Below are 13,671 nucleotides of genomic sequence, written 5' to 3'. Positions count from 1 at the left end.
AAATCTGCTATTTATCTTTAGCACATCGAAAACCTAAATTTTTCGTAGTATAATTGGCTTTCAAACTACCTCTGAAAGCGTACCGCATAAAAGCGGCATAATTCATTAAATCGGTTGCATTTACCGATCCGCTTCCGCAAAAGAGACTCTTATCGGTATCTTTATCTTTTCTGGATTCACCCGAAAGGAAAATACTGTTGAAGTCAGCTGTCCATTCCCAAACCAATCCGTGCATATCATATACTCCCCAATAATTTTTGAAGGTTTGTCCAACAGGATTCGCATAGGCTTTTGGTTTTTCATACCAGGACATAATGTATTTATTAAACTCTTCTTTGGTACGGGCATCAATTCTTTTTTCATCGGCCATAGCCACATATTCCCATTCATCCATTGACGGCAGACGTTTCCCTTGACATTCACAATATTTCTTGGCAGCAAACCAGGAAACATTAGTTATGGGAGCATTGCTTAAATTGTTTTTTCCGTAACTGAAATCACTTTCCCATTGATTTAAATAACTTTTATCGGCAAAAAGGCCTTTCATTTTGGAACGGCTGTATGCTGGATATTTTTTAACAAAAGCAAGATATTGTGCGTAAGTAACTGGATAAACATCCAATTTAAAAGGTTCAACTTTGACCGGTTTTTTGCTGGTAGCACCATAAAGGGGAACAAAAGTCCCCCCATTTATAGTTGCCATTTTAGCTTCTTGAGCACAAAGAGTCATGCTTATGAACAATAAAAAGAAAATCGCTATTTTTTTTGATGCACACATTACTGCTCTTTTTTGCTTAAGTATTTATTATTTTTTTTGGGCTTTCACCATCGCTAATGTCACCACTTTTTTACTGTTTCCCCAACTGGCATAAACATAGGTAAGTACATCGGCAACTTGTTGGTCGCTCAAAGCCTGAGGCGGCATAGCCGTAGTGTATTTTTTCCCATTTACGGTCATAGGAATATTGGATCCCTTGATTACTTGTTTGATGGCACGATTCACATCAGCATTCAAATAATCTGATTTTGCCAATGGCGGAAATGCCCCAGGAATTCCGGCACCTGTTACTTGGTGACAAGCTACACAAGTTTTTGTATATACTGTTTTCCCTTTGTTTATATCTTGGCTGAAGCCTTTTAATCCCAATCCCATCATTGCGATGCAAAGAATATACTTTTTCATTATTGTCTTAATTATTGATTATTATTTATAGTTTTTTATTCTATTATTAATGGCTTGCTGTTGCTTTTGGAGCTGGTTTTGCTCTAACTGCTTTTACTTTTGCAGCCGTTACAACTGTTTTGTTATTACCCCAACTGTTGTAAACATACGTCAGAACATCTGCTACTTCTTCGTCTGTCAAATTCTGACTGGTCATGACATTGTTGAATTTCTTGCCGTTTACCGTAATTTCACCGCTTAACCCGTGCAATACTGCAGCAATTGCTCTGTCCGGATTAGCATTCAGGAAATCTGATTTGGCTAATGGAGGGAATGCATTTGGAACTCCTTGCCCTTCGGATTGGTGACAAGCAAAACAGGTTCTTCCATATAATTCTTTACCTGATTTAATTTGCTCTGGAACGGTTTTAGCAACGGTACTCTTTGCCACGCCATTCTCTTTTGGCATATTTTGAATAGTACCTCCTTCAGGTAAATAAATACCTTCTTGCGTTGTCCCTGAATATACTTTTTTATTCTCTTCTCCTTCTACTTTCAACATACCCAAAGCACCTTTATTGAATGCTCTAAAGATAGAGTGATCTACCAAAATGAATGTTCCGGGAACATCAACTTTAAACTCTACGATTGCAGAACCTCCCGCCGGAATCAAGGTAGTTTGGACATTAGTATTAATCGCATCACCTCCTTCAATATGCACTTTGTCAAATATCTCACCGATTACGTGGAATGAAGAAACCAAATTTGGACCTCCGTTACCCATATAAATACGCACTGTTTCACCTACTTTTGCAGTAATTGCTTTGTCGCCGGCAACAGCTCCAACTTTTCCGTTGAAAACCACATAATCTGGTTGCTCCTTAATCGCTTTATTCATATCAAACGGTTGGGAACCTTGCTCTCCATAAGCCCCTTTGGTATAAAAATCTCCCTGCATGATGTAGTATTCTTTGTCCACTGGAGGCAATCCGCCTTCTGGTTCTACCAATATCAAACCATACATTCCGTTGGCGATGTGCATACCAACTGGTGCTGTAGCACAATGATATACGTACAATCCAGGATTTAATGTTTTAAAATTAAATACTTTTTCGTGACCTGGCGCCACTAATGAAGATGTTGCCCCACCTCCAGGTCCTGTTACAGCATGCAAATCGATATTGTGAGGCATTTTATTGTCTGGATGGTTTTTTAAGTGAAATTCCACTTCATCACCAGCCCTAGTTCTGATGAAACTTCCCGGAACTGAACCTCCAAATGTCCAATAGGTATATTTTACTCCGTCGACCATTTCGCCTTCCTGTTCTTTGATTTCCATATTTACTATTAATTTCATCGGCGGACGATCTCCCACTGGTTTCGGAACAAGAGGCGGAGCAGTCAATTCGGCTTCTTTTTGGCCCTCCATTTTTATGTTCTCGTAATAATCGGCATCATGGGTTTCTTCTTTTTTTGCACAAGAAAAAATACTAACAGCCACAAATAATGCAAAAGCAATGATTTTATAGGGATGGCTAAAATGGAATAATTGTTTCATGATTTTTTTGGTTTTAAAAAGTGGTTTTTTATATTAAGGATAGTTTTGTCTTTTTTTATTACGAAGTAAAATTAAAACCTATTATTCAAGAAAATCATGATAAATATCATGTTTATTAACTTTTGTTTAAGAATTTCAGAAGAAGCATTTAAGATGCTAAGTGACTGATATTCTAATTAAAACCTATCTCAATACTACAATAATCTTAACAACTCATTTTACCCCAACAATCAAAATCACAAGCAATCCCAAAGTCATTATTAAACTGATTTTCCAGAACGAATGAGCCTTTTTTAATTCCATAAATTGAAAAGCAACTAATACAAATTTAAAAGCTGCAAAAAACATCAATAAACTTACCATCATTACAGAAACAATAAATGAATTGGAAATCAAAGCTGATAAAACAGTCAGTAAGAGCAAAAAAGCATAGCTTAGAAGTAAATCTTTTTTCATCATTAAAAAATTAGGTAAAGTATTGGAAACAGTAACAGCCAAATCAAATCGCACATGTGCCAAAAAGCAGCGCAAGCCTCAACATCTTCAACAGCGGAATCGGAGTTTTTCTTTTTCATTCCGTAGTTTGTCCAAGCCAAAATAACCAATCCCATAATTACGTGAATAACATGAAATCCTGTCAACAGCCAATAAAAAGTGTAAAACATATTGGTTTCAAGTGAAATTCCGCTTTCAATTTTATGGTAATATTCTACACTTTTGAGTGCCAAGAACAGAAACCCTCCCAACATAGCCAACTTAAAATATACTGATGATTTCTGAATATTATTCTCTTTAAATTGATGCACAGCATTGGCCATAAAAAAACCGCTTGTCAATAAGAAAACTGTATTAGTTGCTCCGAAAGCGGTATTCAATTCCATTCTGGACTGGTGAAATACAGCGGTATTTTGGCTTCCGTAATACACGAATGCTACCAATGCCATTCCGAAAGTAATGAGTTCCAAAAAAATGATAATCCACATCAGGATTCCTCCAGGTGGATAATAAATGCTTTTGTAATTTATTTTTAGAGTTTCCATAATTGTTTTTTTACTCCCAATCCAATAACCTTTTTTCGCCTTCAATTTTCTTGATATCGGTAATATCCTGAGACATTTCGATCACTCCTTTATAATTTTTATTGGCATCCCTTACAGCAAAATAGCGAATGTAAATCAGGCGATCTTTGTAGTTAATCCAAAAAGAAGATTCATTTTGGGTTCCTTTTCTGAATTCTTCCAAGATTTTCAGCACCGTTCCCACGCTTTTTGGCGGGTGGCAAAACTTCACTTCACGACCAATGATTCCGGCACTTCTGGGAAACACGCGCTCTTCGCCTCTGTTATAGAAAATTACTTTATCATTTTCATCCACGTAAGTCAAATCCAACGGCATTGTTCTAAAAAGCAAATTCACCTGCTCCACCGTCATATAACCTTCATCAAAATGCGAAGTGTTTTCTAATGAAAAAGGCATTTCTCGGATCGTGAAATCCTCGCTCGGATGCACATATTCAACTTTTGGGAAAGAAGGTGGCGTTTGCGACAGCATCCAGCCAATTTCTTCTTCGCCTTTTCGCATTTCGATCCAATCACTTTCGGTAAGGATGTCTAATGCATTTGGGAACAGGACGTTTTCTTCAACTCCCATCAATCGATAAATTCCATCTACCAAAAAAGGAGTATTGGTTTCAATTCTTTCGGGATTATTCATTTTGAGATAATACTGAATCAAACGAAACTGCTCTCTCAAATTATCATGGAACGACCACATTCCCTGCGAAGGACCAACCCAGCCTTTTTTCTCCAAGAAAGGAAAAAGCTGATTTTCCTTGCGGGCAAATCGTTTCTCGATCGTAAGCAAATGACTGAATATGTTGGTGTATTTTGGTAAATCAATTAAAGGGTTAACGCTTTTTATCTCTTCCAAAAGAGACACTATTAATTCTTTTTCCTGAAAGTAAATCCAAACTGGATGACCTTCCGGTAATATTGGTGTATGAACTGTTTCTGTCATTTTAATTACATTTTAAAACATATAAGTCATATAAGTTTTCATATATCAAGCTTAAAAAAACTTATATGACTTATATGGTAAATTTATTTCTGGTGTTTTATCTTTTCGTATAATTTCACTAACGACTGCAATAACTCAACGGGAGTCGTCAGAATCTGATAGTGGTTTTGCCCAAACATTTGAGGCAGATAATATTTGGCTTCGGCTTCAATGGCTAATGCATAGGAATTAATGTTTTTCGAATTAAGTTCGCGAAGGGCTTGCTTTACGTCATTGACTCCATATTTTCCTTCGTATTTATCGTAATCGTTGGGTTTTCCGTCAGAAATCAGAATTACCCATTTGTTTTTGGTGCTTCGTTTGTCGAGGCGAACTCCTGCATGTCGTAGTGCGGCTCCAATTCTAGTATAACCACTGGGTTCTACTGCTCCCACTTTGTGTTTGGCTATATTCCAATTTTCATCAAAATCTTTGATGGTCAGATACGTCGAATAATTTCTTGTTTTGGAGTAAAAGCTGTCTATCGAAAAATCGATATTGAATTCGTTGAGGATTTCCCCAAACAAAATGGAAACTTCTTTTTCCACATCAATCACTCTGTTTCCGGCCGCGTAGCCATCACTTGAAAGGCTGATGTCCAAAAGAATCAGAATCGACAAATCCTTTTCTTTTTTCCGATTCGAAACATAAATTTTATCCGAAGGCGTTCTTCGGGAATGCACATCAACATACAAATCGGTGATGGCATCAATGTCAAATTCATCGCCTTGGGTTTGCCTTTTTTGCTGTTGCATTTTGTTGTTGACATTCGTCAGCATTTTGCGCAAGCCCATCAAGGTGGAGGCATTCTTTGTTATTGTTTTTTTGTAATAATCGGCATCAGTCTTTAATTGCAGCTTTGGATATACTTTACAGAAATTTTCTTTGTAGCTGTTTTTGCTGCAGTCCCATTCGTCGTAGGAGTGATGAAAACCTTTTTCATCCACTGAAGCGCTTTCAGAGATTGTGGTGTTTTCCATAAAATCGGATTGATAAACGGAATGTGCCGTGTCATCAACGCGAACGGTGTATTTCATATTCAGTTCCTCCAATGCGTCTTGATGGTCTTCGAGTTCATCCGATCCATCAAAATCTCGCCAATTTCCATTGAATTCTTCGGCGGTTTCCACTTTTTCAAAATTATGCAACATCACATAATCTTCTTGTTGCTTTTTATCGAGTTCCACTGTGATGACTTCCTCAACTGCTTTTGCTTTAAGCGTCGTTAAAGGCTGGATTTCATTTGGTTTTTTGGTCTTGTCCGAGAAGTTCTGTAACACATTCTCACTATCGACAACAGTTTCGTTTTTCATCCATTTACCAAAAAGCCAAGAAAAATCAGTTTCCTTTTTAGTATCAGTTTTTTGTATAAAATGATCTTTGGCATACGCCAAAAACTGTTCATCGATTGAAAATTCTTCAAACAAAATAGTCAGAACATCATCGGATGTTTCCAATGCTTTTTGTTGCGAAAGAGCTAATTCAGGTTCGGTTTCTTCGGAAGTCCAATTGTAATTCAGGCGTTGCTGCACGCTGAGATACAAGATTCTAAAATGATAAAAAGTAAGGTTCTCTTCCAAAGTTGGAAACTCGGCAAACGAAATCGGAAGAAAAAAATTATTGTTCTTATAACCTCCTTCCCTTTCTGCAGGAAATATTTCGATTGGATTTCCTGTCAAAGCTCGCGCCATAATGGTCAAACGTGGTTTTATGAAAGCAAGTGTAACAGTTCTGGCTTCAATTTCGGGGCTTATTTTTTTTCGGCTTTTTAAGTGCTTGAAAAACTTCCCAACTAAATATTCATCTATCTCGAAACCCATAATAGTATCCCCCTAACCCCCGAAGGGGGAACTCCTATTAGGGGTAAATAGGATTTAAGTTATTAAAAACTTTATATACAATTTATTTATGCAAGGTTTTATTCCCCCTTCGGGGGTTAGGGGGATCATATCATCAAATTGCACAAATCTTTCAGTGCTTCCAATGTTTGTAAATCATCTGTGAGAGGCTCAACAACGGCTACGTGTACAGCCAATCGTTTTGGCAATCCGCTATGGATGATTTTTGCAGCATCAACCAAAAGTCGTGTCGAAACCGTTTCGGTCAATCCCAATTCGGTTAAATTTCTGATTTTGTTTCCAATAGCCACAAGCTTTTTCGCTGTGTCATTATTAATATTGGCCTCATTAACCAAAATCTCGGTTTCAATTTTCGCTTCTGGATAATCAAAAGAAACGGCAATAAACCGTTGACGGGTGGAGGGTTTCAGTTCTTTAAATCCTCTTTGATAACCTGGATTAAAAGAGGCTACCAGCATAAAATTATCGTGAGCTTTGATGGTTTCTCCCAATTTGTCTATAAAAAGTACTCGGCGGTGATCGGTCAGTGAGTGGATGGCCACAATAACATCAGGACGGGCTTCAGCAACCTCATCAAGATAGATAATTGCTCCTTCTTTTACGGCAGTGGTCAAAGGCCCATCAAGCCAAACCGTTTCGGCTCCTTTGATTATAAATCGGCCGATTAAATCAGTCGAAGACGTTTCTTCGTGACAACTGATGGTAATGAGTTTTTTATCCAATTGATGCGCCATAAACTCAACAAAACGGGATTTTCCGGTTCCTGTTGGACCTTTCAGCAAAAAAGGAATTTTATTTTTATAAGAATGTTCAAAGACTTCGGCTTCTTTGCCGACAGTATGATAATATGGTGCGGGTATTAAAGTATCTACTAACATATTTTTAAATTTTTTGAAAAAAAACCGAAACGTAAAACAATCGTTTTTATGGAAATGGAAATTCAAAAACTACTGTCAAAACGTTCCGGTTAAAAAAAAGGGCTGAATTAGTAAGTTATTTTATCTCCAAAGCTTCATCGGTTGGTCGTCCATATTTAAAGAAATCGAATATAAAAAGTCCTATTCCTGTGGCGAACATCGTAGCGCAGATCAACAATACAACGAAGTGAATGCTGATTTCGTTTTGCACGACCATGAATTCCATTTTCATTTTTCGCTCTAAATACACTTGCACCACTCCTGCAACTCCAAAAGCAACTGTCATTCCTAACATTCCGATATTGGATAACCAGAAAGCGGCCATTCCTGTTGCGCTTTGGTATCTTTTTCGGCCTGTCAAGTTCGGCAGTGCATAACTGATTATCGCCAAAACAATCATCGCATAAGCACCCCAAAAGGCATAGTGTCCGTGCATAGCCGTCACCAAAGTTCCGTGAGTATAAAGATTCGTTTGTGGCAAAGTGTGTGCAAAACCTAGCAATCCTGCTCCAACAAATGATACTATGGAAGAACCGATTGTCCAGAATAAAGCAATTTTGTTGGGGTGGCTTTTTTCGCCTTTGCGATACATATTCACAGCAAACAAAGCCATTGCCAAGAAAGCCAAAGGTTCCAATGCAGAGAAAATTCCACCTACGATTAACCAAATTTTGTTTACTCCTATGTAATAATAGTGGTGTCCTGTTCCTAAAACTCCAGAAAGGAAAGTCAAACCGACGATTACGTACAGCCATTTTTCGATTACCTCTCTGTCAACACCGGTCAATTTGATTAATAAATACGAAAGAATACCTCCCATAATTAATTCCCAAACACCTTCAACCCACAAGTGAACTACCCACCAACGGAAGAATGAATCCATTACTTGACTATCAAACCAAATCATTCCCGGCAGATACAATAAGGCTGCAAACAGCAATCCCATAGTCAATACCAATGCGGTTGTGGTTCTGCGTTTTCCTTTATAAAGCGTTCCTAAAATTAATCCTAAGAACAGCAATACATTAATAACTACCAGAAAATCCAATTCTCTCGGAATTTCAAGAAACTTTCTTCCTTCCCAGTGGTTCAAATGGAAGCCTACAATGGCTACAACTCCAACAACGGCAAGGGAAATCAATTGTACATAAGCCCATTTTACGCTTATCAGCTCGCGCTGTGCTTCTTCGGGAATAATGTAATAGGCGGCTCCCATAAAACCGGTCAGTAACCAAACCACCAATAAATTGGTATGTACTGCTCGGGCAACATTAAAAGGGATAATATCGTGTAATCCTTGGATTCCTATTCGGTCAAAGCCCATGATAAAGCCATAGATAATCTGCAGTGAGAACAAAAGCATGCACAGTGCAAAAAACCAATAGGCTACTTTTTGTGATTTATATTTCATATTTGTATAATTTAATTATTCTTCTTTAGCTAATGGCGAAACGATACGGTCAAACCCGTTCAAATCAATCTTCCCGATCCATTTGAAATAGGCTACCACGGCATCGGCATCTTGCTCACTCATATTATAGGCAACCATTTTTCGTCCATTTGGTGCCCAGGGAATTGGCGACATCAAAGCAGCTTTAACATAGCCTTCACCTCTGCGGTCGAGTACTTTTGTCAGTTCAGGAGCATAATAACCTCCTTCGCCCATAATGGAATGGCAACCCATACAATTGTTCTGTTCCCAAATTTCTTTTCCTCTCACTACTTGTTTGTCAATAGCCTTGTAGTTGGTTTGATCATTTCTGGGCATAAACGAATAAATGGTCAATCCTATAAAGATTAAAAAGGTGACCAAAGTTCCTCCCAGAAAAAATGCTCGTGCTTGTGATTTTGAAAGCATAATAATCTGTTTTTTGTTAGTTAATAAATTTCATTTTTTTAATAAAGGATAAGTTTGTCTTTTATTTAAATGCAAATATAAAAGATGTTTTTGTCTTTTATTGTAATAATTGTCATTTTTTTTAAAATATTTTTTTGGGTGTTTTCTTTATACAATATAAAAAACAAACTTTTGAAATTGCTGGACAGATAAGTTTTCAACAACAGAATGTTCTTAAGTCATGGCCAAAATATGATTTTTATCATGTTCCCATTTTTCAAATAATCGTAAAATTACATTGACAAAAACAGAAGATCCCCAAATCTCATTCGTTTCTTATTCAAACATTTACATAAATAAAAAAATAATATATTTAATTAAGGATAAATTTGTCTTTTATTGAAATAGTACCTATTTTTGTACTCTAAAATTTAATTAAAAAAAATAACACAATGGAAACTTTAGAGAAAATTACAATAGGTGAATACGTAGCAAAAGATTTTAGAACAGCAGCTTTATTTTCAAAATACGGCATCGATTTTTGTTGCAATGGTAACAGAAGTATTGAAGAAGCCTGCCAGAAAAAAGCAGTAAATCCTGATGATTTATTAAAAGAAATTGAAGCTGTTTTGTCCCAAAAAAGTGATTCTGGAATCGATTTTAATTCATGGCCAATCGATTTACTAGCCGATTATATCGAGAAAACACATCACCGTTATGTTTCAGAAAAAACACCAACATTGCTTCAATTTTTAGACAAATTAAGCAGAGTTCACGGAGCCAATCATCCAGAATTATTAGAAATAAATGACCTCTTTAAAGGTTGTGCAGGTGAATTAGCACAACATATGAAAAAAGAAGAGTTGATTTTGTTTCCTTTTATCAAAAAAATGGTTCACGCCTCTATTTCGGATGCATTAATTGAGCAACCCCATTTTGGAACGGTAGAAAATCCAATTGCCATGATGATGCACGAACACGATGCCGAAGGGGAACGTTTCAGAAAAATAGCGGAATTAAGTAATAATTACACACCGCCAGCAGATGGATGCAATACTTATAAAGTAACATTTGCCATGTTACAGGAATTTGAACAGGATTTGCACAAACACATCCATTTGGAAAATAATATTTTATTCCCAAAAGCAACCAAGCTCGAAAAGGATTTTTCGGCACAATTATAACCAATGTCAAACACCAAACATCAACAACTATGGAGAACTATGTTATCAAAAGAAATGGAAAATACAAACCATTTGAGAGTTATAAAATCAAAGATGCAATTGAAAAAAGTTTCAAGAGCGTCTCTATAGTTGTTGATGAAAGTGTTTTTGAAAACATTATCATTCAACTTGAAAGCCAAGAAGTATGGGCTGTTGAAGAGATTCAGGATTTAATTGAAAAAAAGTTATTCGAAAAGAAATACTTCGATGTGATGCGTTCTTTCATGTTGTTTCGTCACACGAGAAAATTACAGCGTGAACACGTTAATGGTCTTAATGATGACACCACGTATGTTGACAGTTCACAGACAATAGAGGAATACATCGAACAGACGGATTGGCGGATCAATGCCAATGCCAATACCTCCTATTCTAATGCAGGATTGGTCAACAATGTGGCGGGAAAGATAATTGCCAATTACTGGTTGGACAAAGTCTATAGCAAAGAAGAAGGTTATGCGCACCGCAACGGAGATATTCACATTCACGATTTGGATTGCCTTACAGGTTATTGCGCAGGCTGGAGTTTGCGTGTACTGCTCAACGAAGGTTTTAACGGTGTGAGAGGACGTGTAGAAAGCAGACCGCCAGCGCATTTTAGAGAAGCATTAGGACAAATGGCAAATTTTCTTGGAATTTTGCAGAGCGAATGGGCTGGAGCTCAAGCTTTCAGTTCGTTTGACACGTATTTGGCTCCTTATGTTTTCAAAGATAATTTGGGTTTTGACGATGTTTTAAAAGCGGTGAGAGGTTTTGTTTACAACCTGAATGTTCCTGCACGCTGGGGACAATCGCCATTTACCAATATCACTTTGGACTGGATTGTTCCCGATGATTTGAAAACTCAGATTCCGACCAAAAATGACCATCATATTTTTGAAGACAGTATCACATCCGACTTATTAATCAGAGCCAAAAAAAGAGGCGTGTCTAAAGTAACAGAATTGCGTTATGAGCATTTTCAAAAAGAAATGAACCTCATCAACAAAGCCTATTATACAGTTATGACCGAAGGCGATGCCAATGGACAACCGTTTACCTTCCCTATTCCAACGGTGAATATCACCGAAGCATTTGACTGGGATGGCGAAAATACAGATTTGCTTTTTGAAAATACAGCCAAAATCGGTTCTTCTTACTTTCAAAATTTCATTGGAAGCCAATATGTTTTGGATGAAAACGGCAATCAGATTGAGAATGAGAATGCCTATAAACCCAACGCTGTACGCAGTATGTGCTGCCGTCTTCAATTGGATTTGCGCGAATTGCTAAAACGCGGAAACGGCCTTTTTGGAAGTGCCGAAATGACGGGAAGCATCGGCGTGGTGACCATCAATATGGCGCGTTTGGGTTATTTGAACAAAGGAAATAAAGAAAAATTATATACGCAGCTTGACGAGCTTTTGTACATAGCCAAATCGACTTTGGAGAAAAAAAGAGTATTTATTCAGCAAATGTATGACCGCGGATTGTATCCCTACACCAAACGTTATCTGCAGCATTTCAGAAATCACTTTTCGACTATTGGCGTTAACGGAATGAACGAAATGATTGAAAATTTCACCTATGAAGATGATAATGTAACGACGGAAACAGGTATTGAATTTGCTTCGGAAATTCTGGATCACATCCGCAGCAGAATGAAAGAATTCCAGTCAGCAACCGGAAACCTCTACAACCTCGAAGCCACACCCGCCGAAGGAACGACTTACCGTTTTGCCAAAGAAGACAAAAAACGTTTTGATGATATTTTTCAAGCGGGACAGGAAGAGAATATTTATTACACAAACAGTTCCCAAATTCCTGTTGATTACACTCAGGATCCATTTGAAGCTTTGATGTTACAGGATCAATTGCAGTGCAAATACACCGGAGGAACGGTTTTACACTTATACATGAGCGAAAAAATAAGTTCGCCGGAAGCCTGTAAACAGTTTGTCAAAAAAGTAATTACTAATTTCAGATTGCCATACATTACAGTAACACCAGTATTTAGTGTATGTCCAGTACATGGGTATTTGAACGGAGAACACGAGTATTGCCCGAAATGTGATGAAATTATAATTGCTGAGAAAGCGAAGTCCTTCGAATTATAAAAGAGTTTAAAGATTGTTTAAGAATAGTTTAATTTGGTTTAAACTCCTAAACAACATTAAACAATTTTAAACTTTTAAACCCTTAAACTTTTAAACCAAATTAAACAACTTTAAACTTTTTAAAATATGAAATTAACAACAAACCAGATTTTAGAACAAAATCAAGAACAGCGCACCAAATGCTTGGTGTACACACGCGTAATGGGCTACCACAGACCCGTAGAAAGCTTTAACATAGGAAAAAAAGGTGAACACAAACAACGAACTCATTTTACCGAAGGAAAGTGCTGCTAGACCGATTTACAGTTTAACACCTTTCACTTTATTGGATTACCCGCATAAATCAGCTTGCATCCTTTGGTTTGCAGGCTGTAATATGCGATGCTCATATTGTTATAATCCCGAAATAGTTTTTGGAAAAGGAATTATTTCCTTTGAAAATGCAATCCAATTTTTAAAAGGCAGAAGTCATTTGCTGGATGCTGTCGTTTTTAGCGGAGGCGAATGTTTATTACATAAAAAAAGTATTTCGTTTATTGCCGAAGTTAAAAAATTGGGATTCTTAGTCAAAATTGACACCAACGGTTCACAACCCGAAGTCCTGAAAGAACTCATTCAAAAAGAACTTATCGATTATGTGGCGCTTGATTTTAAGGCAATGCCTGCGAAATTTGAAAAGATAACACAGTCGAAACTTTTTATTCCCTTCGAAAAGTCATTACTTTTATTGCTCCATAGCGAAATTCCTTTTGAAGTACGCACAACCGTACATTCCGAATTATTGAATAAAAATGATATTCGGGAAATGATTTCCTATTTGGAAAATATAGGGTATACTGGTAATTATTACATTCAGCATTTTGTGAACGGAGCGACAACTATAGAAAAACTGGAGCATTCATTCAATGAACTGGAAAACGAAAACCTTTCAACAGAAAAAATAAAAGTTCATTTTAGAGGATAA

13 protein-coding genes and 1 pseudogene are annotated in these 13,671 nt (G+C 37.0%); 4 read left to right on the top strand and 10 right to left on the bottom strand.

The features are described from left to right. Positions 1-7: 7 nt before the first annotated feature. From B0E44_RS03400 to B0E44_RS03355, 10 genes and pseudogenes are all read right to left on the bottom strand, one after another. Positions 8-730 (bottom strand): formylglycine-generating enzyme family protein, encoded by a 723-nt coding sequence (locus B0E44_RS03400; protein ID WP_371594582.1) that lies wholly within the window; start codon positions 728-730, stop codon positions 8-10. A gap of 75 nt (positions 731-805) precedes the next feature. Further along, positions 806-1,126 (bottom strand): annotated as a pseudogene (locus B0E44_RS03395) (cytochrome c); the annotation flags it as partial. Between the two features lie 103 nt (positions 1,127-1,229). Then, positions 1,230-2,720, bottom strand: coding sequence for a copper-containing nitrite reductase (nirK, locus tag B0E44_RS03390; protein WP_077370800.1), 1,491 nt, complete (start codon positions 2,718-2,720; stop codon positions 1,230-1,232). 213 nt (positions 2,721-2,933) lie between these two features. After that, on the bottom strand, positions 2,934-3,179 hold the full coding sequence (locus B0E44_RS03385; RefSeq protein ID WP_077370799.1) for a cytochrome C oxidase subunit IV family protein: 246 nt from the start codon (positions 3,177-3,179) through the stop codon (positions 2,934-2,936). After that, positions 3,179-3,760: a cytochrome c oxidase subunit 3 gene (locus B0E44_RS03380; protein WP_077370798.1), complete on the bottom strand. Its 582-nt coding sequence runs from the start codon at positions 3,758-3,760 to the stop codon at positions 3,179-3,181. The genes B0E44_RS03385 and B0E44_RS03380 overlap by 1 nt, the downstream gene beginning before the upstream one ends. A 10-nt stretch (positions 3,761-3,770) precedes the next feature. Further along, positions 3,771-4,736, bottom strand: a complete 966-nt coding sequence (locus B0E44_RS03375; protein ID WP_077370797.1) for a DUF438 domain-containing protein — start codon at positions 4,734-4,736, stop codon at positions 3,771-3,773. A gap of 83 nt (positions 4,737-4,819) precedes the next feature. Next, complete coding sequence (locus B0E44_RS03370) at positions 4,820-6,595, bottom strand: nitric oxide reductase activation protein NorD (protein WP_077370796.1); 1,776 nt, start codon at positions 6,593-6,595, stop codon at positions 4,820-4,822. A 125-nt stretch (positions 6,596-6,720) separates the two neighbouring features. Beyond that, positions 6,721-7,512 carry a CbbQ/NirQ/NorQ/GpvN family protein gene (locus B0E44_RS03365; protein ID WP_077370795.1) on the bottom strand — a complete coding sequence of 264 codons (792 nt, stop codon included), beginning with the start codon at positions 7,510-7,512 and terminating at the stop codon, positions 6,721-6,723. A 115-nt stretch (positions 7,513-7,627) separates the two neighbouring features. Next, positions 7,628-8,962, bottom strand: coding sequence for a cbb3-type cytochrome c oxidase subunit I (locus B0E44_RS03360; RefSeq protein WP_077370794.1), 1,335 nt, complete (start codon positions 8,960-8,962; stop codon positions 7,628-7,630). Between the two features lie 15 nt (positions 8,963-8,977). Then, positions 8,978-9,409: a cytochrome c gene (locus B0E44_RS03355; protein WP_077370793.1), complete on the bottom strand. Its 432-nt coding sequence runs from the start codon at positions 9,407-9,409 to the stop codon at positions 8,978-8,980. A gap of 431 nt (positions 9,410-9,840) precedes the next feature. Between B0E44_RS03355 and ric the strand changes: the two genes are divergently transcribed. From ric to B0E44_RS03340, 4 genes are all read left to right on the top strand, one after another. Then, positions 9,841-10,572: an iron-sulfur cluster repair di-iron protein gene (gene ric / locus B0E44_RS03350; RefSeq protein WP_077370792.1), complete on the top strand. Its 732-nt coding sequence runs from the start codon at positions 9,841-9,843 to the stop codon at positions 10,570-10,572. 29 nt (positions 10,573-10,601) lie between these two features. After that, positions 10,602-12,707, top strand: a complete 2,106-nt coding sequence (locus B0E44_RS03345; protein ID WP_077370791.1) for a ribonucleoside triphosphate reductase — start codon at positions 10,602-10,604, stop codon at positions 12,705-12,707. Between the two features lie 126 nt (positions 12,708-12,833). Continuing rightward, entirely contained in the window at positions 12,834-13,001 is a 168-nt protein-coding gene (nrdD, locus tag B0E44_RS19100) for an anaerobic ribonucleoside-triphosphate reductase (RefSeq protein ID WP_124019267.1), read from the top strand. Continuing rightward, positions 12,955-13,671: an anaerobic ribonucleoside-triphosphate reductase activating protein gene (locus B0E44_RS03340; protein ID WP_077370790.1), complete on the top strand. Its 717-nt coding sequence runs from the start codon at positions 12,955-12,957 to the stop codon at positions 13,669-13,671. Before nrdD ends, B0E44_RS03340 begins: the two co-directional genes overlap by 47 nt.

The organism is Flavobacterium sp. A45 (assembly GCF_002001005.1).
Classification (GTDB): domain Bacteria; phylum Bacteroidota; class Bacteroidia; order Flavobacteriales; family Flavobacteriaceae; genus Flavobacterium.
Note: the sequence above shows the minus strand (reverse complement) of the source record. Positions and strands in the feature narration are given on the sequence as shown.